This is a genomic window from Actinoplanes sichuanensis (assembly GCF_033097365.1).
Classification (GTDB): Bacteria; Actinomycetota; Actinomycetes; order Mycobacteriales; family Micromonosporaceae; genus Actinoplanes; species Actinoplanes sichuanensis.
This window is the reverse complement of the sequence record NZ_AP028461.1, coordinates 211,203-231,561: the sequence shown is the minus strand read 5'-3', so window position 1 is coordinate 231,561 and position 20,359 is coordinate 211,203. Positions and strand designations below refer to the sequence as shown.

Here is a 20,359-nt window from a genome sequence, read left to right as displayed (position 1 = left end):
CCCGACCCGCTCTTCGACTCAGATCGCGCGCCGGCTCGACCGGGTCCGGTACGGTCCGTGACTATGATCGCGATCAAGCCGTGGCAGCTGCTCTTCTGTCTCGTCGTCGTGCTGGTGATCGCCGGCGTGGCGATCGCCGTGTCCAGATCGAAGCGGAAGAGGTAGCTCAGTCCGTGAGCAGCAGGCCGGCCAGGTCACGGGCGTGGTCGGTCCACGGGGCCGGGCGCATGGTGGCCGGGTCGAGGCGGATGTTGACGCGACGGCCCTCGGCATACACCTCGGTGCCGTCCGGCGAGGTCACCCGGAACCGGTAGTCGGCGCTGGTGGTGCCGAGTTTGGCCAGCCAGAAGTGCACGGCGATGTCACCGACCGAGGAGACCGGCCGATGGAAGGTGATCGCATACTCCCGGACCGCGTTGAACGCGTCGGGTGAGGTCGGGCGGCCGCCGCTGAACGAGACACCCCGGTCGGCCCACCACTGGGAGACGGCCCGCTCGACCAGGACCGCGTAGCGGGAGTTGTGCAGGATGCCCATGGCGTCCAGGTCGTCGAAGTGCACCGGCGTGTGCTCGACGGCGCCGTGCGAGACGGTGGGTGTGGTCATGACGGCTCCGGGAGGATCGTGGGGTCGGTGGCGATGGCACGCAGGTGCTCCAGCAGGGAGCGGCGGGCCTGGCGGCAGGTGGTCTCGGTGCCGAGGACGGGTGACTGCATGACGGCGCAGACGCCGAGCGCCTCGGTCTGGTAGGCGAGCTGCCCCGGATCGGCCCCGGCCGGCAGCTCGCCGAGCGTGACGGCCTCGGCGGCGAGCCCGGTGAGGAAGGTCATCCAGTCGGTGAGCTCGGCGGCGAGCCGATCGCGGATGACGCCGGGCCGGGCGTTGAACTCGAAGTGGGCGTTGGCGAAGAAGCAGCCGCCGGGCAGCACCCCGGCCTCGTAGAAGGCGAGCCGGCTGTCGTGCACGGCCCACAGCCGGCGCACCCCGGGCGGGGCGGTCATGGCCGGGCGGATGACCCGCTCGGTCCACTGGGCGCGGGCCTGGTCGACGACGGCGAGCTGCAGCGCCTCCTTGGACCGCCAGTGCGCGAAGAGGCCGGATTTGCTGACCCCGAGCGCGTCGGCGACCTGGCTGAGCGAGAGCCCGTCCAGCCCGGAGACGGTGGCGAGCAGCAGTGCCTGCTCGAGCACCGCGCTGCGGGTGCGTTCGCCCCGGACCAGCCGACCGTCCTGTGTCATGCCGCCACCATACAAAACGACCGACCGTTCGTAAATATTGAACCGGTCACAGCCGACGTCTTGACGTACTCGATGTGATCGTTAACATCTTGGCAATGTCCGTGACTTCGCGGCCCCGCCGCATCGCCCTGGTCGCCGCCCTGGTGGTCGCCGCCTCGGCAGCGGGCATCGTGGTGCTGCGGGCGCGCGACGGGGGTGCGCCCGCAGCCGGTTCCACGCCGATGACGGCGCCGAGCGCATACCCGGAACCGGCTTTCCTGCTCGGCGACGCCGGGGTGCACGACCCGACGATGGTCCGCCGACCGGACGGCGGCTACCTGCTCGCGCACACCGGCGACAACCTGCGGCTACGGACGTCGACCGACCTGAGCACCTTCACCGACGCGGGCGCGGTCTTCCCCGACGGCGCGGCGTGGACCACCCCCTACACCAAGGGCAGCACGGCGCTGTGGGCGCCGGACATCTCATTCCACGACGGCCGCTACCACCTGTACTACTCGGCCTCCACGTTCGGCTCCAACACGTCGGCGATCTTCCTGGCCACCAGCACCACCGGCGAGTCCGGAAGCTGGACGAACGACGGCCTGGTGATCGAGAGCGGCGCCGGCTCGGACTTCAACGCGATCGACCCGAACCTGTTCGTCGACGACACCGGCCACTGGTGGCTGACGTTCGGATCGTTCTGGACCGGCATCAAGCAGATCGCCCTGGACCCGGCGACCGGCCGCGCCTCGAACCCGGCCCCGACCGCCCTGGCCACCCGCGGCGACACCGCGATCGAGGCGCCCTACCTGGTCAAGCACGGCGACCACTACTACCTGTGGGTGTCGTTCGACGCGTGCTGCAAGGGCGCGGCCAGCACCTACCGCACCATGGTGGGCCGCTCGACCAGCCCGAACGGCCCGTTCACCGACCGTGCCGGCACACCGATGACCGCGGGCGGCGGCACCGAGATCCTCGCCGGCCACGGCGCCGTCCACGGCCCGGGCCACCCGGCGGTCCTCGACGACCTGCTGCTCTACCACTACTACGCGGACAGCGGCTCGTCCCACCTGGGCCTCAACCGGATCGGCTACGACTCCGACGGCTGGCCCTTCGCGTACTGACCGGCAACCGATCTCAGTCCGGTGCCTCGTCCTCGTCGGAGCCCGCGCTGTCCGGTTCGACCTGGTCGTCGGCGGGCACCTCGATGTCGGGGGCCTCGACCTGCGGGCCGGGCGGGTCGGGCCGCTCGGCGTTCAACGGCGGTCGCGGGGCGGTGTCGCTGCTGTCGGACGTCATGGCTCCCGGATTCCCGGTCCGCAGCGTTCCACGCCTGCGGCCCCGATCACCAGTCGGTGAAGCTCTGCGGGGCGACGATCCACTGGCAGGCCAACTGGCCCGCGATGACGACACCGATCGCGACCTGGATACCGCCGATGCGGGCCAGCTTGTCCCGCCGAACGGTGTCATCGGCGCGGCGGGCCCGGGTGGTGTTCCAGACGGCCTGACCGAACGCGATGGCCGGGATGATCAGATAGGCGCCGTTGGTCGGCGAGAGGGTCGCCCGGCCGGTCGCCACGGCGACGGCCAGGGCGACCGCACCCAGCAGATAGACGCCGAGCAGGGCCTGCGAGACGCGCAGCGCGATCTCCTGCCATAGGGGTACGGCCTCCGCCTGTTCCATCGACGTGTCCCTTCTCGTGGGGTTCCGGCATCGCGGTGTACCCCGGGCGGGACGGCCCGGTTCAGCGGGTCAGGATCGGGGCGAGGACCTCGTGGACGTACGTGTTCGGATGCTTGCCGGTGAACTTCTCGGCGAGCGGGCCGTAGGCGGAGACCGGCACGTCCTGTGCGGTGTGGCCCTTGGTGGTCCACTTCATCGCGAAGCTGAGTTTCGTACCCTTGACCGGGAACGAGGGGCTCACCCCGGCCCCGTCCACCAGCGCCAGTCCGCCGGTCTCGTGGTCGCCGGTGACGACGACCAGGGTGTCCGGGTGGGCGGCGGCGAAGGACTGCGCGACCGAGACCGTCCGGTCCAGCTGTCCCATCGCCTGGAGCACGCGGCGGGCGTTGTTGGCGTGCGCGAACTCGTCGACCGCCTCCTCCTCGACGAACAGGAAGAACCCGTCGGGGTCGGTGGACAGCGCGCCCAGTGCCTTCTGGGTCATGGTGGCCAGGTCGACCGGCGGGGCGTAGACGTCGCCGTCCTGCTGGAACATCTCCTCGTTGGCGAACAGGCCGAGCAGTGGGCCGGGGCCGGCCGCGGCCAGCTGGGCGGCGGTGGAGACGTACTGGTAGCCGTTCTTCCGGGCCTTGGCGATCAGATCGCCCTTGGTGCCGACGCTGAACTCGGTGGGATCGACGGCCGGCCGGTCCGGATGGGCGCCGACCTTGCCCTTCGGCAGCCACCAGTCCTCACCACCGCCGAGGATCACATCGGGTTTGGACACGTCGAGGAACTGGCGGGCGATGTCGTCCTGCGCCTTCCGGTCGACGGCGTTGGCGAAGAACGCGGCCGGACTCGCGTCGGTGACCTGTGCGGTGGTGACCAGGCCGGTCGCCTTGCCGGCCCGCTTGGCCAGCGTGCCGAGAGTGGGCACCGCTCGACCGCCGGTGTCGACGCTGATCGCGCCGTTGTAGGTCCGCCGCCCGATGGCCCAGGCGCTGGCCCCGGCGGCCGAGTCGGTGACGATCGACGCCGGGTCGGCCGGGCTGGTGCTGAGCTGCCCCGAATAGGGGAACCGATCCATGGTGAGGGCGCCACCGGGTCCGGCGAGAAACAGGCGACCGGCCTCGCGGTGGGCGGCCGCCATACCGTCGCCGTTGATGAAGATGACATTGCGGACGGCCGGGGCGTCCGCCCGGAACGCGACGTAGGCGTCGGCCGGCGTCCTCTTCAGCAGATACAGACCGCCGAGGGCCAGCAGACAAACGATCAGCGGTACGGCCAGTTTGCGCACGATAAGTACGGTACGCGCCGTCCCGGCACTGAGGGCCCGACCGCACCGCGCGTCGTGGCGGACTGGGGTCAAGCACCGCGCCTCGTGGAGGACTGCGGTCAAGCACCCCGCCGATGACCCCTCGACAGGCCGGCGCCTCACCGCGCCGTGTCGCCGAGGAGCGTGCCGAGCAGCGCGGTGCCCGCGGCCGGGCGTTGCGCGCGAAGGAACTCCGGCAGGACGGGGTCGTCCTCGTCGAGCAGGACCGCCAGGGCGGCGAAGACACGCAGGTCATCCAGGCCGACCGCGGTGATCGTGCCGCCGAGGTCGAGGAACTCGCGCCGAACCCGGTCGCCGACCGGGCCACCCGGCCACTCATCGTCGCGCAGCACGATGACCCGTCGCCTCCGCACCGCCGGGTCGAGGGCGGCGACCGAACGCAGCCGCGCCAACCGCGCCTGGACCGCCCGCGCGCCGGGGTGCGCGAGACCGCGGAGATACCAGTGGGCCTCGTCCCCGGTCGCCGGGTCCAGGCTCTCGCACAGCCACGCGTGCGCCGCCGGATGACCGGGTTCGACGGGCGGCACGGTGAACCGGCCACCGCCCCGCTCGATCACCCACGCCCGCAGTCCCGCCGCCAGCAGTCTCGGCATCACGGCGTCCTCGGTCGCCGGATCGAGCGCCGCCGTCACGTCGGCCTCGGCGGCGAGCCGGGTGAGACGTTCACCGAGGCGAGCGAGGCGTTCCACGTCGACCGGCGGCGCCTCACGGTCCCGGTGCGCGCCGAGATCCGCCGGCGAGAGGATCTCGTTGCGGGCCAGGCAGCGGCGGATGTGCCGGCCCGCGTGGTCGATCAACTGCCGCGGCGTGTGGCCGGGTGTCCCGTCGAAGGCCTCCGGCCGGATCGGCCAGGTGGGATACGGCGGTTTGAACTCGGCCGCCTCGAAGAACGGCGTGAACCGGGCCGCGATCAGCCGCTCCGCGACCGCCCTCGACGGCAGCGGCTCCAGACGAATCTCCGGCCGAAAATGATCACCGGGAGCGCCGTCGCGGATCAGCCGCCAGGAAGCCGGGCGGCAGGCGACCACGGTCACCGTCCGGAACAGCTTCTCCCGCAGGTCCGACAATCCCCGGGAAAGATCGACCACCATCGCGGCGGTACGGCCGGAGCCGCTCTGCCCGAGGCCGGCGGCAATGTGCTCGGAGCCGCCCGGTGCCGAGTCGGCAGCGGGCGAGGTAGCGGCGACGGTGTGGGCCGGGGCGCTCTGGGCCAGGATCACGTCGATTCGGTGGACGGCCAGCAGGCTCGGGCCGGTCAGGGCCAGCAGGCGGGAGATCTCGACGGCCACGTCCTGTTCGGATTTGCCGACCCGGGGCAGGCCCCACCGCTCGGCGTCGGCGGGGGCCGGCTCGGCCAGCGACAGCAGCCAGGACTCGCCCAGGTCGGCGACGTCGGGGTCGGTGGCGGCCAGCAGGACCAGGGCACGCAGGGTGAAACGGCAGTCCCGGCCGGCCTCCGGGTCGGCGGTCCGGACGCCGGTCACGAACGCGTCGAGGGCGGCCGGGGTGAGCGGTGCCTGCCCGCGGATCTGCCGGCGCAGCGTGCTGGGGATCTCGGCGCGTTCGCTGAGCCGCTCCAGGAACATCGCGAGTTGGCTGTGCCGATAGTGGCCGGAGCGCCGCAGCCCGCGCAGCAGGGTGTGCACGACCGCGGCCCAGAACGCGTGGCCGTCGGTGAGGCCCATCGCGAAGAAGTAGCCCTCGCGCTGTTGCACCCGCTCCCGGGCCCAACGCAGCAGGTGGGTGCGCCCGGAACCGGGGCCGCCTTCGACGACCACACCCGGTGGGCTTCCGGTGCGGCGGGCCTCGGCCTCCTCGAACGCCTGCAGCACCGCCGCCGCGGCCGCCTCGTTCAGGTCGTCGAGGTGCGTCTCCAGGTCGGTCCACACGTCGTCGGTGGCCGCCCGGTCCAGCCGGCGTAGGTCGGTCAGCACCAGGCGCTGGTCGGGCTCGATCATCCGGGGCCGATCGTGATCAGGTGCTCGGCCCCGGTGGGGTTCGCCGCGCCGTGGGCGGTGCTGAGGTGAGCGGCCATGAATGCGATCTCCGAATGATCATCTGATGCGCGTGCTTCGCTCTGCATCATTACCGGATTCGATGGAATCGCCATCATTCATCGGATGTCCGCTATCCGATTCATACGCTCGCCGGTAAGTCCATTGACACTCGGCGAACGATCGGGCGCCCCCGTCGATCGAGGGCGCCCGTGTCGTTTCCCACCGCATCAGCCCGGCGGTCGCGTTTCGATCTGGTGGATCGCCCGCGTCGCGGTGTGGCTCACGGTGCTTCTTCTGGCCGTACCGAATGAATGTTCGTCAGCACCAGGTGAGGGTGGAATTAGTCCGGGTGACGTTGCTGATGGTGTTGTTGCTGCCGGTGCAGGGGTTCCAGCGGATGTTGGTATTGCTGACCGTCAGGTTCTGGAAGCGGATGCCGGACGAGGGCGCGAATTCGGTGCGCGCCGCGATGCGAATCTCGCCGCCGCCGCTGACCGTGCCGGAGACACCGGCGACGATGACGTTGTAGCAGTTCTCGACCAGGATCGAATTGTTGCCGGTGTTGGCGATGTCGACGCGGTCGATGGTCGCGCCGCCGCTCTCCGAGACGCAGAAGATGCCACGGCCGCCGCCGCGCGCCTTGACCGTGCCGACCTTGATGTTGTTGGGGTAGGAACTGCCGACCCGGCCGTTGCGGTTGGCCATCCGGAACGCCGCGTAACCGGTGCCGGCACCCGCGTTGTCGGCGTCGACGGTGCCGACGGTCGCGTTGATCGTCTGGTTGAGCAGCAGACCGGATTCGCCGACGCTACGGGCGGTGACGGTGCCGATGGTGATGCCGTCGACGCCGTAGGTCTCCATCGCGTGGGAACTCGCGCCCTGCACGTAGACGTTGTCGACCCGGACGTTGCGGGTCCACTGGCTGGTGTCGCCACGGTTGTCGATGCGTACGCCGAGACCGGCGCTGAGGCGCATGTCGATCTGGCCGAGCCACACGTTCGTCACGTTGCGCATGAAGATGCCGTAGATCGGCGCGCCCGTCACGTTGAGGTACGGGACCTCGATGTTGCTGACACCGCGGGCGTAGATCGGTGCGTAGTCGCCGCTGCCGGAGCCGGTCACGTTGATCGTGCCGCACACCGACAGTGACGTGTAGCTGGCCAGCGAGATGCGGCTGCCGGCCGCCATGGTGCCGTTGCCGCGGACGACGACCCGCTGGATCGAGGTACGCCCGGCGGTCAGACTGCCGATGCCGGCCTGGACGGCGGCCCGGAAATCGGTGCCGGTGTAGACGGCCGAGCCCGCGGCGTTGCGGGCGGTCCAGGTGCTGCCGCTGACCGTGACCTGGGACTGGAAGGTGCCGTCGCCGCAGGCCGCGGCCGACGCTCGGGGGAGGCCGATAGCGGTGCCGGCCACGGTGAGGAACGCGACGAACGCGATCTTCAGGGAACGGGTTCTCATGGGGATTCCTTCGTTCACATCGGGGCATGTGAGCGCTAACTGGGGATCCCAGGAGTGTCCGCACCTTCCTTAAGGCTGTCAAGTTTGTCGATGTCTCAGGGCAGGTAGATCTGCTCCGCCTCGGTGATCCGACCGCCCTCGATCTCGAAGCGGAGCAGCATCCCGCCCTCCAGTCGACCGAGTTCGGCCTTCTTCAGTTCGCCCAGGTCGACCACCTTGATCTCGGCACCCGGGGCGAATTCCGCGGTCCGCAGCTTCGTGTTCTTGTTGCGGATGTAGTAGCCGACGCACCAGTCGTTCTCGCCCGGTTTCTCGCCGTCGTCGGCGCACGCCTGCACCGCCGCCTTGCCGACGAAATAGTCGACCAGGTCGTAGGTCAACTCCCGGGTGGCCGGTTTGATCTCCTTGATGAACGCGTACTGCGGACCGGAAACGGTCGGACTCGGCGCGGCGGTCGTCGCGGTCGCGGCCGGGGTCGAGGCGGTGGTGGGTTCGGCCAGTGTGCTCGGCGGTGCCGTGGCGGGTGCGGCCGGCCCGGTGGGCGTGGTGGTGGCCTTGTCACCCTGGCCGGTGCAGGCGGTCAGCAGGAGAAGGAACGGGACGAGGGCGAGGTGCCGGCGCATGCCGGTAAGGTAACGGACCGCGACCGTCCGGTACCTCACCCTTCCAGGCCACTCTCCCCGATCTTCGCCGCGGTCCGGGACGCCTCCGCCGCCAGCCGGGCCGTCTCGTCGTGGTCGCGGCGGCACTCGATCTCCAGTTGCGCCTCGGCGAGCGTCTCCAGCAACGCCAGCGCCCGCCGGTGATGATCAAGGGCGGCCGGGAAGTCGCCGGACTCCCGTGACGCGACGCCGATCTGGTTGTGGCACCAGGCCTGCTGATGGGGCAGCCGGTTCTCCTCGGCGAGCCGCAGCGCCTCCGCCAAGATGGCCGGAGAGGTTGTCGCACGTCCGAGAGTGATCAGTCCGGTGATCCGCGCCGGGCCTTCAGCGAGGTCGAGGGCCGCCCGCGCGAGATCGGCGGCTCCGTCGCGGTCGCCGCGCTGCAGGGTCACCCACCCGTCGAAGGCGAGCGCCTGCGACTCCCCGGCCCGGTTGCCGGTCCGCGCGAACTGTTCCCGCGCCCGCCGGAACCGCTCCCCCGCCTCGGCGAACCTGCCCAGATCCCGGAGCACGAACCCGGTCCGCAACGCGAGCGCCGCGGCAGGCTCCACGTCACCGTCTTCCGGGGCGGTGAGCGCGCCGGCCGCGTCGTATGCGGCGAGCGCGTCGGTCAGGCGGCCGGCGGCGGCGTGGGCGAAGCCCAGGTCGGCGAGCAGCGACGCCCGCTGCCGGTCCCGGCCGAGACGCCCGGCGGCGTCGGCGGCCTTCGCCAGCAGGCGTACGTGATCCGCGGTACCCCGATGCCGGAAGAACCAGACCCGCATGGCCGGCGGAAGATCGGCCACCACCTCGTCGTCCCCGAGGCGCACCGCGACGTCGAAGGCCGCGACCAGATTGGCGTATTCCCGATCGAACCACTCCGGCGACGCCTCCCCCGCCGCGACGAGACTGTGCCGCAGCACCCGCCGCAGCGCGGCCTCCGCCTCCGGTTCGTCCTCGGCGGCCAGGTCGGCGGCGTACTGCCGGATCAGATCGTGCATCCGGTACCGCCCCGGCGACGTCTCCTGCACCAGGTGCGCGTCGACCAGCTCGTCGACGATCTCCGCGCATCGCCCACCCGGCAGCCCGGTCAGAGCGGCCGCCGCCGGGGTGCCGAAGTCACCGCCCGGCAGCACTCCGAGCAGCCGGAACACCCGCCGCTGGGAATCGTCGAGCTGCCGCAGCGACATCCCGAACGCCGCGTCGAACCGGTTGGCTCCGTCCCGCAGCCGCTCGGCGAGCACCGCGACCGTCCAGCCGGGACGATGCCGCAGCCGCGCCCCGGCCATCCGCAGCGCGAGCGGCAGCCCACCGCACTGCGCGAGGACCTGCCGCACCCCGTCGTCACCGCTGGATCCGGCAGCGGAATCGGACCCGACACCGATCCCGGCGACGGAATCGGATCCGGCGCCGATCCCAGCGGCGGAAACGGATCCGGCGGCAATCCCGGCAGCGGAATCGGATCCGGCGGCGACTCCAGCGGCGATCCCGGCGGAGATCCCGGCGGCTCGGGCGAACAGGCGGGCCGCGTCGGCATCGGACAGCGGCGCGAGCGACACCGGCGGGACCGCGTCCAGGCTGATCAGGCGGTTTCGGCTGGTCAGCAGGACCGCGGAGCGACCGGCGCCGGGCAGCAACTGCCGCACCTGGTCGGCGTCCGCCGCGTTGTCGAGGACGACGAGCACGCGACGGCGGGACAGTTCGGATCGCCACCGGGCGGCCCGGTCGTCGGCGGCGGGCGGCAGGTGGGTGACGTCGAGGGCGCCGAGCAGCCGTTCCAACGCGACCGCGGGCGCCAGCGGCTCGTGACCCGGGGTGAAACCGTGCAGGTCGAGGTAGAGACCGCCGTCCGGATAGGCCCCGGCGACCCGATGCGCGACGTGCACGGCGAGGCTGGTCTTGCCCACCCCGGCCATCCCGTCGACGGCGGCCGCCCCGACCGTACGCAGCAACTCCTCGGCGTGGGCGACCTCGCTCTCCCGGCCGGTGAAGTCGAACAGGTCGGCCGGCAGGTCGTTGCGGCGCGGCGGCGGGGCGGCCCCGGTCTTGTCCGCTTCGGCCCAGATCGGGCGCAGCGGCCGCGGGTCACGGCCGACGGCCCGGCAGAGGGCGACGACGGCGTCCCACGGCGGGACGAGCCGGCCGGTCAGGTAACGCGACAGCGACGAACTGCTCAGGCCCGCCTTGGTGGCCAGGGCGCGCAGGCTGAGACCGCTCACGTCCTTGATCTGGGCGAGCTGGGACACCAGTCGCTCGTGCGGGCCGGCCACGAGCAACACCGTACCGTCCCGTCCCACGGTGCTCGTTCGCCCGTACATCCGTGCTGGTCAAGGGGATGATCTTTGTCCCACGGTGTCCCACGGGCGGCGCGGGACCGAACCGCCGGGTGCTCCGATGGGCGCAGCAAAGGGAGGGACGGCGGCTCTGCTCCCGACCGTCGCCGTTGCCGGCGCCCGGCACCGGCTCAGCATTCCGACCCGGAGGGAAAAGATCATGACCACGACGTACGAGGGGTTCACCGCAGCCGAGCGCGGCGCGATGAAGGAGCGCGCGAAGGAGCTGAAGAACGGTGCCAAGGAGTCCGAGGTCCTCGCGAAGATCGCCGAGATGACCGGGACCGATCGGGAAGTGGGCGAGCGGGTGCACACCCTGATCCGCGAGGCGGCGCCCGGGCTGACCGCCAAACTGTGGTACGGGATGCCCGCGTACGCCCGCGACGGAAAGGTGGTCTGTTTCTTCCAGCCCGCCGCCAAGTTCAAGTCCCGCTACGCGATGCTCGGCTTCAGCGACGAGGCCCGCCTCGACGACGGCGACATGTGGGCGACGTACTTCGCGATCACCGAACTCACCGACGAGGTGGCGTCGCGGATCAGCACCCTGGTCGCCCGGGCCGCCTGACCGGCCTGATCAGATAGGGGCATGGCCTCGTCGAAGAACGCCGACCTGCGCTCCTATCTGGAGTCCGTCGACCGGTCCGCGCTGGTGGATCTGGTGCTGGAGCTGTCCGCCGACGACCCCGCGCTGCATCGGCGGTTGTCGTTGCGTGCGGCCACGCACGGCAAACCGGATGTGAAGGAGCTGCGACGTCTGGTCGGCGGCCTGCGAGCCCGGGGGTTCCTGCCGTACGGACGCGGTTTCGAGTACGCACGCAAGGCCGCCGAGGTGCTCGACGGCCTGGATTCGGTGGTGGGTTCACATCCGGCCGAGATCGGCCCGCTGTTCCTGGCGGCGATCCAGAACATCACCCGGACCACCGAGCACGCCGACGACTCGTCCGGCAGCATCGGCGACGTGCTGCGCCGGGCGGTGTCCGGTTACGCGGCCGTCTGCCGGGCGGCGCCACCCGATCCGGTGAGATTGGCGACCTGGCTGATCGACTTCCAGGTCGCCGGGCCGGGCTGGCCGGATCTGCCGATCGGTGCCTTCGCCGACGCTCTCGGCGCGCGGGGGCTGGAGGCCTATCGCGACAGGCTGGCTCAGCTCACCGGCGAGGACGGCCGGACGGCCCGACACCTGCGCGAGGAGTACCTCAAGGAGATCGCGAAGGACCCCGACGCGCTGGTCGCCCTGTACGCGGAGGAACTGCCGCTGGCGTACCGGTATGTGCAGATCGGCGCGACGCTGCGGGCCGCCGGCCGGGCCGAGGAGGCGATCGTCTGGCTGCGGCGTGGGCTGGCCGAGGCCGACCGCCCGGACCGGCGCATCGACGAGTTGCTCGCCGACGTTCTCACCGAGACCGCGGAGTTCGGCGAGGCGGCCGACCTCCGGTGGAAGCTGTTCACCGGTTGGCCCCGGCCGGAGAGCCATCGGGCGTTGCTGGACGCCGCCGAGCGCGCCGGGACACTCGCCGAGACCTCCGACCGCGCCGACGTGTTCCTGCGCGAGCGGGCGAAGGCGGGCGGTCATGCGGCTGACCCGCTGGTGGAGATCCTTCACGCCGCCGGCGACGCGGACGGCGCGTGGGCTGCCGGGACCGGTCATCGGTGCAGCGCGGGCATCATGTGGCGGCTGGCGGTGGAGCGTGCGGAAACCCATCCGGCGGAGGCGATTCCGGTCTTCGAACGGCAGGTGGAAGCAGAGATCGACAACAAGACCAAAAAGGGGTACGCGGCCGCAGCGCGCCTGGCGACCGAGCTGAAGGTCCTGCACGACCGGGCGGGCAGCGCCGGCTTCCCCGACTACCTGGCCGAGTTGCGGCACACCCACCGCAACAAGCCGACCCTGATCGCGACGCTCAACAGCGCGAACCTGTGACCGGGCCGGTCCTGTTGCCCGGCGCGGCTACGGTTTTCGCCATGGCTTCTGTCTCCTACGGGCGCGCTGTGGCGCTCGCCGCCCTGCAAGCAGCGCTCAGCAGCACCTGGATCGCCGCGCGGGAACTGTCCCCGGCCAAGCGCCGCCTGGCCCGGCTCGGGACGGTCGCCGCCGTGGGCGCGGTCGGCTGGGTCGTCACACCGAAAGAGAAGGAGAAGGAGGACGAGTTCGAACTCGTCGTCGCGGATCGGCCGTTCCCGGTGTCCGAGCCGCAGCCGATCGCCGAGGACGAGCCGGCACCGTTCGACAAGCGGAAGGCGGCGCTCGGGCTGGCCATGCTGGGGTTGACCGTGGCGGCCGTGGTGGGGCGCCGCCAGCTGGAGAAACGCTGGCTGGCCCGACTCACCCGCAACGGCCATCCGCATCCGACCCGGGCGCTGGCGGTCCGGATCGGTGCGGTGGAGTTCGCCGGGCAGCTCGCCCTTCAGGTGGCCGACGCGCGCCGGACCGCCGCCCGCTCCTGATCTTTCTCTCTGCGGAGGGCCGCCGGCTCACTCGCCGGCGGCCCGCAGGATCCCCTCGACGTCATCGCTCTTGACCGCGCCGTACAGCTCCTGGCCGGTCTGCTCGTCGGGGAAGACGACGCTCTCGTTGCCGACCTTGCCGGTGCCGATCGTGGGGTCGGTCAGGAAGCTGAGGTCGCCGCTGCGCAGGCCGCTCATCTCGGTGGCCGTGTCGAAGATCGACAGGGTCTTGTCGACCGAGACGGCGTCGGCGGTGGCCTCCAGCAGGTCGGTGAGTTTCGCCGGGTTGGTGAGGGTGCCGGCGGTGACCGCCTTGTTCAGGACCGCCTTGATCACCTGCTGCTGGTGGCGGATGCGGGTGAAGTCACCGTCGGCGAACTGCTTACGCTGGCGGGCGTAGTCGAGGGCCATCGCGCCGTCCATGTGTCGCACACCCGGCAGGAACTTACGGTACGGCTCGTGGATCGAGGTGAACTCCTCCTGCACCACGATGTCGACACCGCCGACCGCGTCGACGATCTGCTCGAAACCGGCGAAGTCGATGATCGCCACGTTGTCGACGCGGACACCGGTGTACTTCTCCACGGTCTGCACGACGAGCGGGACGCCGCCCCACGCGTACGCCGCGTTGATCTTCGCTTCGGTGCCGCCGTGCTTGCCGTCCCTGCTCTTCGGCACGGTCACCCAGGTGTCCCGGGGGATCGAGATGAGCTGCGCGCTGGACCGGTCGGCGGGCAGGTGGGCGAGGATGATCGTGTCGCTGCGGGAGCCGCCGGTGTTCTCCGGGTCGCGGGAGTCACTGCCGAGCAGCAGGATGTTGCGGGCCTCGGTGACCGCCTTCTGCGGGCGCTCCTGCTCCGGGACGCCGTCGAAGGCGTCGACGCGCTCGATGCCCTTCTCCACCGACCGGAGGTAGAAGCCTCCGGCGACGGTGCCGCCAGCGCCGATCAGCACGAGCACCAGCAGGCCGATCAGCACATATCGGATGCGCTTGCTCGGCTTCTTGTGCTTGGCCGGGGCCTGCTCGGGCGCCTGCTCCGGCTCCGGTAGCTGGATCTTCTCGGTCTCCGCGTCGAAGGGCGGCGGGTTTGACATGGCGAGGACTATACGAGTGACCCTCACCTGCATCCAGCCGCTGATCCGGATACGGCCGGGCTTGGTGACGGTTTGTGACGAACAAGACCGGTAGGTGGCCGGAGAAACGGACGGCGGCACCGGTGAGCGAGGCGCTGCAGAAGATCCGGGACCGGGCGGTCGATCTTGACCCGGCGACCCGGACGACGCGTTGAGCCTGGAGCCGGCCGACACGCTGGGCGGCTACCGCCACGGCGGGGTGCGTTTCCCGTCGAAGCGGGTCGTGTCTCCGGGCAATGCGAAGGCCGGGCATCCACGGGGGAAGATGCCCGGCCTTTCACTGCAAATCGAACCACATGCATCGCGGTTTGCGCTACCGGAGCGCGCTTCTTTGATCGATTCCAGTCGCGCTATGCCATGACGTCCGGGTCGCTCCAGGCCGTCTGAACCAGGGTGACGTCGTCGCCACCGCGCACCAGATAGCCCCGGCCGGGTGGTTGCGGCCCGGGCCGTACGCTGCCGAAGAGCCTGCCCTCGTCGCGGTCGCCGGACATGATCAGCGCGGGTACGGCGAGCTCGCGGAGCCGGTGCAGCAGCGGCTCGTACATGGCCCGCCCGGCACCACCGGCCCGCCGCGCGATGATCAGATGCAGTCCGATGTCGTGCGCGTAAGGCAGCAGCTCGGCCAGCCGGCCCAGCGGGTTGACGCCACCGGCCGCGACCAGGTCGTAGTCGTCGACCAGGATGTACAGCTCGGGGCCACTCCACCAGCTGCGGTTGCGCAGTTGTTCGGCGGTGACGTCGGGGCCGGGCAGCCGCCGGGACATGGCGGCGTGGATCGACTCGATGTTGTCGGCCAGGTGCTGGCTGGTGGTGGCGTGCACGAGCAGGTGCTCGCCGTCGATGGCGCCGCGCAGGCCACGGCGGTAGTCGACGAGCACCAGCCGGGCCTCGGCCAGCGAGTGGGTGGCGACGACGGCGCGGGCGATCAGGCGCAGCAGGTTCGTCTTGCCGCACTCCCCGTCGCCGAAGATCACCAGGTGCCGGTCGGTGATCGGGTCGAGCGCGATCGGGGCCAGGTTCGCCTCGTTCAGGCCGATCGGCAGGCCCGGCACGCCGGCCAGGTCACCGGCCGGGATCAGGGCCGGCAGCAGCCGTACCGGGGGTGCCGGTTCGTCGGGCCAGGCGGCCTTGATCCGGCCGGTGAGGTCGGTGACGCCGTCGGTGATGTCGTCGACGTCAGCGGGTCCGTCGATACGCGGGAGCGCGGTGAGGAAGTGCTGCCGGTCGGGCGTCACACCGCGGCCGGGCGACCAGGGCGGGACCTCGGCGGCGGTACGCCGGTCGATCACCGATTCGCCCGCGTCGTCGAGGCGCAGCTCCAGCCGGGTACCGAACAGCGGTTGCATGGCCGGGTGCAACTCACTCCACCGGTTGGCGGCGACGACCACGTGCACGCCGACGCCGGGGCCGCGCAGGGCCACCTCGACGATGGTCTGTTCCAGCTCGTCGAACTCCCGGCGCAGCGTCGCCCAGCCGTCGACGATCAGGAACACGTCGCCGTACTCGTCGTCGGGGTCCGCCGCGGACCGTTCGTCGACCAGTGCCGTGACCTCGAGGACCACCCGGCGCACGGTGTCGCGGTCGGCGCGGGCGGCGACCCCGGACAGGTGCGGCAGCCCCTCGAAGGAGCGCAGTCCCCCGCCGCCGAAGTCGAGGCAGAAGAACCGCACCTCACGTGGGGTGTGGGTGAGCGCGAGCGCGCCGACCAGGGTGCGCAGCAGGGTGCTCTTGCCGGATTGCGGGCCACCGGCGACGGCCAGGTTGCCGACCTCCAGGACGAACGGGTCGCGGCGCTGCTCGAACGGCAGGTCGACGACGCCGAGCGGCACGGTCAGCCGGGGGCCGGCGGTCCAGTCGGTGGCGGCCAGGCCGTGGCCGTCGACGACCCGCAGGTCACCGAGCAGGTCGCCGAGGGCCGGCGGGTCGGTCAGCGGCGGCAGCCACACCTGGTGGGCCGGTTCGCCGTCACCGGCGAGCCGGTCGACGACCACGTCGACGACGAGCGGCAGCCGGTAGCCGTCGCTGTCCTCCTCGACGGCCGGGCCGGAGACGTAGGTGGCGCGGAACGGCGTCGGCGGGCCGTCACCGGCCTTCAGCAGGCCGGTTCCCGGCAGATTCGGCAGCTCGTAGGCGTCCGGGACGCCGAGCGCGATGCGGCTCTCGACGGCCGAGAAGGTGCGCAGGGCGATCCGGTACGACAGGTGGGCGTCGAGGCCGCGCAGGCTGCCCTCCTCCAGGCGCTGGGTGGCCAGCAGCAGATGTACGCCGAGCGCCGCCCCGGTCCGGCCGATCCGGGCGAACAGGTCGAGGATGTCGGGTTTGTGGGAGATCAGTTCGGTGAACTCGTCGCAGATCACCAGGAGCCGGGGCAGGGTCACACCGTCGTCCACGGCCCTCTGCCGGCGGGCCAGCTCACCGTCGAGGGCGTCACGCAGCCGGGCGACCGCGGACGGCTCCTCGTCGTCCCCCACCAGGGCGCCGACGTGCGGCAGCCGTTCGAAGGAGGTGAAGGCGGCACCGCCGCGGTAGTCGACCAGGACCAGGTTGACATCGTCCGGCCGGTGGGTGACGGCCAGGGTGGTGACGATGGTGCGCAGCAGTTCGGTCTTGCCGGAGCCGGTGGCGCCGACGATCAGGCCATGCGGGCCCATCGTGTCCAGGTCGAGTTCGACGATGTCGCCGTCCGGGCCGGCCCCGAACGGGATCCGGGTTCCGGAGTGGTTCTTCCGGGCCGCGGACGGGTCGAGGGTGGTCAGGTCGTCGAAGCCGAGGAGGTCGGACAGTTCGTTGCGGAGCACCCGGCGGGGTGGCGCGGGGATCGGCTCGACCGGTGGGTCGGGCACCGGGTCCGAAAGCGGGACCGGCTCCGGAAGCGGGACCGGCTCCGGGAGCGTGTCGCGCGGCGGATCGTCGAAGAACGTGGGCGGGTCGGCGCGGAAGGTCGGCGGCTCGTCGTCGGCGAGCAGGTCCGGGGCCGCCGGCGGCCGGTCGGCGGCCGACTCGGCGGACGGTGCCAGCCGGTTCAGGGCGATCTGCTGGGCCGTCTGCTCGGCCTGCATCGTGGTCAGGGTGTCCGGGCGGCCCAGCGCGGTGACCCAGAGACCGGTGTCGACAGTGAGCGACGACCGGGTCACGTCGAGTCGCAGCAGTGCGCGCGAGTCCTCGTACCACCTCGGATTCTGATCCTCCGTCGGCGGACCGGAGAGCTCGACCACCGTCATGGTCGCCGGGATCTCGGCGGGCCGTTCGGCGCCGTCGAGGACCACCACCAGGGGCGCGGCCTCGGCCGCGAGGGCCTGATCGAGTTCGGTCATGGTGTCGAAGACGAGACGTCCGCCGGCCGGACCGGTGTGGGTGTGCGGGAGCCACAGCACCCAGTCCCAGCCGGCCCGGCGCTCGGGCGCGGCGACCACCGCGATCCGCAGCTCGTCCGGAGCGTGCAGGGTGGCGAGCTGACCAAGCAGGGCGCGGGTCAGGCCGGTGACCGGTTCCCGATCGCCACGCAGCAGCACCCGGCGGAACTCCCGCAGCCGCACCGCGACCGGCAGTCCGGGCAGCGGCCCGGCGGCGACCGGCACACTCTGCGGAACGACCAGGCCGGCCGGCAGCCGATGCCCGTCGACGGCCACCCGGATCTCGGCGAAGTCGTCGTCGGTGGCCCGCCGCTCCCACATCCGGGGCGAGCCGGCCACCGACGCGAGCGCCTCCGGTTCCGGATGCCGCCACAGCAGAGCGGTCCGCTGCTGCGCCAGAAACCGCAGGTAATCCCGCGATTCGAGCAGCATCTCCGCACCCGGTGGCGGAGGCCCCGCCTGACGTGGCGGCCGTCGGAACACCTCAGCACTCACCCTTGCGCCTCCCGCGAATCGACGCCCATCGTAAGTGCTGCCCGGCTTCCCCGCGCCCGCTCAGAGCGCCGAATACCGGCCGCGAAGGCCCTCTGCCTGATCAGCGTCGGACACCACCTCACCCGCCGTTGTCGCCGCAGCTAAGCAGTACGCTGGGACCATGGCCGAGTCTTCCGAGCACGCGGATACGGGTACGGCCCGGCCGCCTGCGGGCTACCTTCCGTATGGTGATCGAAAGCCGTATGTCGTGGCGGACACGCTCGCCACGTTGAAAGGTCCGACCCGTGGCGTGATTGCCCTACCTGCCCATCTCGACTGGTCCGGCCGCGCCGACTACGACCTGAGCCGCCCCGCCCGCCTGGCCGGCATGTACAAGGTGGTGCTAAGCGAGGCCGCCACCATCGATGATCTGTGCACCTGGATCGATGGCGAATCACTGATTCGGATCTGGCCCACCCTCTGGTTGCCGCCACAACTCCGGCGCCGCTGGGAGGATCGATTCCCGGAACTCGCATCCGCCCACACGGTCGCCGCATAACATTGGACCCCTTTCACGAACGGCTCGCCCGGGTCGGGCTCGAAGCCGCAAGCCAGTACGGTTTCGCGCTTGCGGGCGGCTACGCGGTTCAGGCTGCCGGGCTTCTCGAACGGCCCAGCGAGGACGTCGACCTGTTCACCGCGTGGGACCGCCGCGACGATTTCGATACCGCGGTCTCGGCCGTTGTTCGGGCGTATCGCGATGACGGTGTCACGGTTGATGTTGAACGGCGCTACGAAACCTTTGCCCGGCTGATGGTGATCGAGGGCAGCCATACGGCGAAGGTCGAACTGGGAGTGGATTGGCGTGCCAACGATCCGATTCTGATGTCCGTCGGCCCGGTTCTGCATCCCGACGACGCGGTCGCAAGCAAGATGAGCGCTCTCTATGGTCGCGCGTTCGCCCGCGACTTCATCGACATCGACGCCACGCTGCGATCAGGCAGGTACTCCGGAGAGGAACTCTTGCGCCTTGCCGAACGGGCGGATACCGGCTTCGATCGCCAGATCTTCGCCGCCGCTCTCAGGCAGGCGGATCTACTGGATCCGGCGGACTTCGTTCAGTACGGGATCACCGGCCAAGAACTCGACGACGTGCGGAGCCGGTTCGCACGATGGCGTCGCGAACTGCTCGAAGGAAATTCATCGGATTGACGAAACGGGCGGTGGCGGCGAGGTCCACCGCCACCGCCCGTTGGTCAGCCGCCCTTGACCGGATGGAACGGCTTGGCGGGGGTGCGCGGGAGGGCCGAGCGGGCCGCGGCGGCGGGCGCCGGTGGGGTGGGGAGGTTGTCGAAGAGGGTTCGGCCGATCTTCGCGTGGGCCTGGACCGCCGGGTGGGTGGCGCCGTAGTTCTCCGGGTCGCCCAAGCCCTCGGCGAACATCGCGTAGGTCAGCAGCGGTGTTCCGTCGGCGCCGAACATGATGCCGACCTCGTGTCGGGACTCGCCCAGTTCGTTGAAGTCGGCGCCGTACTTGGTGGCGACCCGCTCCCGCTCGCGCGACGACATCACCCGGCGTACGCCGTCGTGGTAGCCGTTGAGCCAGCGGGTGATGCCGAGCAGGAAGTCGCACGACTCCGGCTTCAGCAGGGTCTTGGTGGCCAGCCGCCACAGCAGGTCGTGCATCTCGCGCGGGGTGGTGGTGCCGAGGAAGAACCGGTTCGGGTTGGCGACCGGCTCGACCCGGGTGTGCACGAAACCCTTGGCCGCCAGGATCTCGTTGATCTCCAGGGCCGGGACGACACGGCCGCACATGCGTACGGCCGTGTTGTCCGACACGAGCAGCATCGCGGTGAGGAAGTTGGCGACGGTGATGTCGTCGCCCCACACCCGGTGCAGGTGGTAGATGCCGGAGCCGCCGAGGATGATGTCGGCCTGCAGGTCCAGCTTGGTGCCGAGGGTCAGCAGCCCACGGTCGATCTTGTCCATGACCGCGGTGGCCACGGCGAGTTTCTGGACGCTGTATCCGTAGGTGACGTGGTCGGCGTCGTCCTCCACGATCGGCTGGAGGGTGCCGTCGGCGCCGGCCGCGGCGATGTGGGTGTGCCACATGCCGCCGGCCTGGCGCTTCTCCTTCTCGTACACCTTGCGGATGCGCGCCGGTCCGCTCGCCGCGGCCTGGGCCGGGCTGCTCACTCCGGCTCCGGCGGCCGCCGCGACCGCCCCGAGTCCCAGGGCTGATCGGCGGGACATGCTCGTTGACATCGCTCTCCCTCGATGCGAAAACGGTGAACCCGTGGCA

At 71.0% G+C, this 20,359-nt stretch carries 18 protein-coding genes; 6 read left to right on the top strand and 12 right to left on the bottom strand.

Translation table 11 applies throughout. From position 1 onward, the window contains the following. Positions 1–166 precede the first annotated feature (166 nt). The gene (locus Q0Z83_RS00925; RefSeq protein WP_317791832.1) at positions 167–604 is read right to left on the bottom strand and encodes an acyl-CoA thioesterase; all 438 of its coding nucleotides are present in this window, start codon (positions 602–604) and stop codon (positions 167–169) included. Continuing rightward, positions 601–1,236 carry a TetR/AcrR family transcriptional regulator gene (locus Q0Z83_RS00920; protein ID WP_317791831.1) on the bottom strand — a complete coding sequence of 212 codons (636 nt, stop codon included), beginning with the start codon at positions 1,234–1,236 and terminating at the stop codon, positions 601–603. Before Q0Z83_RS00920 ends, Q0Z83_RS00925 begins: the two co-directional genes overlap by 4 nt. Positions 1,237–1,331: 95 nt before the next feature. On the opposite strand from Q0Z83_RS00920, the gene Q0Z83_RS00915 reads away from it, so the two are divergent. Next, positions 1,332–2,342 carry an arabinan endo-1,5-alpha-L-arabinosidase gene (locus Q0Z83_RS00915; RefSeq protein ID WP_317791830.1) on the top strand — a complete coding sequence of 337 codons (1,011 nt, stop codon included), beginning with the start codon at positions 1,332–1,334 and terminating at the stop codon, positions 2,340–2,342. 13 nt (positions 2,343–2,355) lie between these two features. Here the strand turns inward: Q0Z83_RS00915 and Q0Z83_RS00910 are convergent, their stop codons facing one another. The 7 genes from Q0Z83_RS00910 to Q0Z83_RS00880 form a co-directional block, all read right to left on the bottom strand. Then, positions 2,356–2,517, bottom strand: a complete 162-nt coding sequence (locus Q0Z83_RS00910) for a hypothetical protein (protein WP_317791829.1) — start codon at positions 2,515–2,517, stop codon at positions 2,356–2,358. Between the two features lie 46 nt (positions 2,518–2,563). After that, a complete protein-coding gene (locus tag Q0Z83_RS00905) occupies positions 2,564–2,902 on the bottom strand; it encodes a hypothetical protein (RefSeq protein WP_317791828.1) in 339 nt (112 codons plus the stop codon). 61 nt (positions 2,903–2,963) lie between these two features. Beyond that, entirely contained in the window at positions 2,964–4,178 is a 1,215-nt protein-coding gene (locus Q0Z83_RS00900) for an alkaline phosphatase (protein ID WP_317791827.1), read from the bottom strand. Positions 4,179–4,315: 137 nt separating this feature from the next. Next, positions 4,316–6,175 carry a hypothetical protein gene (locus Q0Z83_RS00895; protein WP_317791826.1) on the bottom strand — a complete coding sequence of 620 codons (1,860 nt, stop codon included), beginning with the start codon at positions 6,173–6,175 and terminating at the stop codon, positions 4,316–4,318. A 357-nt stretch (positions 6,176–6,532) separates the two neighbouring features. Further along, complete coding sequence (locus Q0Z83_RS00890; RefSeq protein WP_317791825.1) at positions 6,533–7,675, bottom strand: hypothetical protein; 1,143 nt, start codon at positions 7,673–7,675, stop codon at positions 6,533–6,535. Positions 7,676–7,770: 95 nt separating this feature from the next. Then, complete coding sequence (locus Q0Z83_RS00885) at positions 7,771–8,298, bottom strand: hypothetical protein (protein ID WP_317791824.1); 528 nt, start codon at positions 8,296–8,298, stop codon at positions 7,771–7,773. 35 nt (positions 8,299–8,333) lie between these two features. Next, the gene (locus Q0Z83_RS00880) at positions 8,334–10,613 is read right to left on the bottom strand and encodes an ATP-binding protein (protein ID WP_317791823.1); all 2,280 of its coding nucleotides are present in this window, start codon (positions 10,611–10,613) and stop codon (positions 8,334–8,336) included. A gap of 196 nt (positions 10,614–10,809) precedes the next feature. On the opposite strand from Q0Z83_RS00880, the gene Q0Z83_RS00875 reads away from it, so the two are divergent. Genes Q0Z83_RS00875 through Q0Z83_RS00865 form a run of 3 tightly spaced genes read left to right on the top strand, consistent with a single transcriptional unit; the run spans position 10,810 to position 13,094 of the window. Further along, a complete protein-coding gene (locus Q0Z83_RS00875; RefSeq protein ID WP_317791822.1) occupies positions 10,810–11,214 on the top strand; it encodes an iron chaperone in 405 nt (134 codons plus the stop codon). A 21-nt stretch (positions 11,215–11,235) separates the two neighbouring features. Next, entirely contained in the window at positions 11,236–12,570 is a 1,335-nt protein-coding gene (locus Q0Z83_RS00870) for a DUF6880 family protein (protein ID WP_317791821.1), read from the top strand. Positions 12,571–12,611: 41 nt separating this feature from the next. Next, the gene (locus Q0Z83_RS00865) at positions 12,612–13,094 is read left to right on the top strand and encodes a hypothetical protein (protein WP_317791820.1); all 483 of its coding nucleotides are present in this window, start codon (positions 12,612–12,614) and stop codon (positions 13,092–13,094) included. A gap of 27 nt (positions 13,095–13,121) precedes the next feature. Here Q0Z83_RS00865 and Q0Z83_RS00860 read toward each other — a convergent pair whose 3' ends face one another. Next, positions 13,122–14,189 carry an LCP family protein gene (locus Q0Z83_RS00860; RefSeq protein WP_317791819.1) on the bottom strand — a complete coding sequence of 356 codons (1,068 nt, stop codon included), beginning with the start codon at positions 14,187–14,189 and terminating at the stop codon, positions 13,122–13,124. 389 nt (positions 14,190–14,578) lie between these two features. Then, on the bottom strand, positions 14,579–18,016 hold the full coding sequence (eccCb, locus tag Q0Z83_RS00855; RefSeq protein WP_317791818.1) for a type VII secretion protein EccCb: 3,438 nt from the start codon (positions 18,014–18,016) through the stop codon (positions 14,579–14,581). Between the two features lie 223 nt (positions 18,017–18,239). On the opposite strand from eccCb, the gene Q0Z83_RS00850 reads away from it, so the two are divergent. Beyond that, positions 18,240–18,617: a hypothetical protein gene (locus Q0Z83_RS00850; protein WP_317791817.1), complete on the top strand. Its 378-nt coding sequence runs from the start codon at positions 18,240–18,242 to the stop codon at positions 18,615–18,617. A 2-nt stretch (positions 18,618–18,619) separates the two neighbouring features. Continuing rightward, complete coding sequence (locus tag Q0Z83_RS00845; RefSeq protein ID WP_317791816.1) at positions 18,620–19,270, top strand: nucleotidyl transferase AbiEii/AbiGii toxin family protein; 651 nt, start codon at positions 18,620–18,622, stop codon at positions 19,268–19,270. 44 nt (positions 19,271–19,314) lie between these two features. Here the strand turns inward: Q0Z83_RS00845 and Q0Z83_RS00840 are convergent, their stop codons facing one another. Further along, complete coding sequence (locus Q0Z83_RS00840; RefSeq protein ID WP_317791815.1) at positions 19,315–20,322, bottom strand: serine hydrolase; 1,008 nt, start codon at positions 20,320–20,322, stop codon at positions 19,315–19,317. Between the last annotated feature and the right edge of the window lie 37 nt (positions 20,323–20,359).

Excerpts from the sequence above, each read along its gene's own strand:
- Q0Z83_RS00920 (WP_317791831.1), bottom strand. The coding sequence starts at position 1,236 with ATGACACAGGACGGTCGGCTGGTCCGGGGCGAACGCACCCGCAGCGCG.
- Q0Z83_RS00910 (WP_317791829.1), bottom strand. The coding sequence starts at position 2,517 with ATGACGTCCGACAGCAGCGACACCGCCCCGCGACCGCCGTTGAACGCC.
- Q0Z83_RS00865 (WP_317791820.1), top strand. The coding sequence starts at position 12,612 with ATGGCTTCTGTCTCCTACGGGCGCGCTGTGGCGCTCGCCGCCCTGCAA.
- eccCb (WP_317791818.1), bottom strand. The coding sequence starts at position 18,016 with ATGCTGCTCGAATCGCGGGATTACCTGCGGTTTCTGGCGCAGCAGCGG.
- Q0Z83_RS00925 (WP_317791832.1), bottom strand. The coding sequence starts at position 604 with ATGACCACACCCACCGTCTCGCACGGCGCCGTCGAGCACACGCCGGTG.
- Q0Z83_RS00840 (WP_317791815.1), bottom strand. The coding sequence starts at position 20,322 with ATGTCAACGAGCATGTCCCGCCGATCAGCCCTGGGACTCGGGGCGGTC.
- Q0Z83_RS00850 (WP_317791817.1), top strand. The coding sequence starts at position 18,240 with ATGGCCGAGTCTTCCGAGCACGCGGATACGGGTACGGCCCGGCCGCCT.
- Q0Z83_RS00860 (WP_317791819.1), bottom strand. The coding sequence starts at position 14,189 with ATGTCAAACCCGCCGCCCTTCGACGCGGAGACCGAGAAGATCCAGCTA.
- Q0Z83_RS00870 (WP_317791821.1), top strand. The coding sequence starts at position 11,236 with ATGGCCTCGTCGAAGAACGCCGACCTGCGCTCCTATCTGGAGTCCGTC.
- Q0Z83_RS00905 (WP_317791828.1), bottom strand. The coding sequence starts at position 2,902 with ATGGAACAGGCGGAGGCCGTACCCCTATGGCAGGAGATCGCGCTGCGC.
- Q0Z83_RS00915 (WP_317791830.1), top strand. The coding sequence starts at position 1,332 with ATGTCCGTGACTTCGCGGCCCCGCCGCATCGCCCTGGTCGCCGCCCTG.
- Q0Z83_RS00885 (WP_317791824.1), bottom strand. The coding sequence starts at position 8,298 with ATGCGCCGGCACCTCGCCCTCGTCCCGTTCCTTCTCCTGCTGACCGCC.
- Q0Z83_RS00875 (WP_317791822.1), top strand. The coding sequence starts at position 10,810 with ATGACCACGACGTACGAGGGGTTCACCGCAGCCGAGCGCGGCGCGATG.
- Q0Z83_RS00890 (WP_317791825.1), bottom strand. The coding sequence starts at position 7,675 with ATGAGAACCCGTTCCCTGAAGATCGCGTTCGTCGCGTTCCTCACCGTG.
- Q0Z83_RS00895 (WP_317791826.1), bottom strand. The coding sequence starts at position 6,175 with ATGATCGAGCCCGACCAGCGCCTGGTGCTGACCGACCTACGCCGGCTG.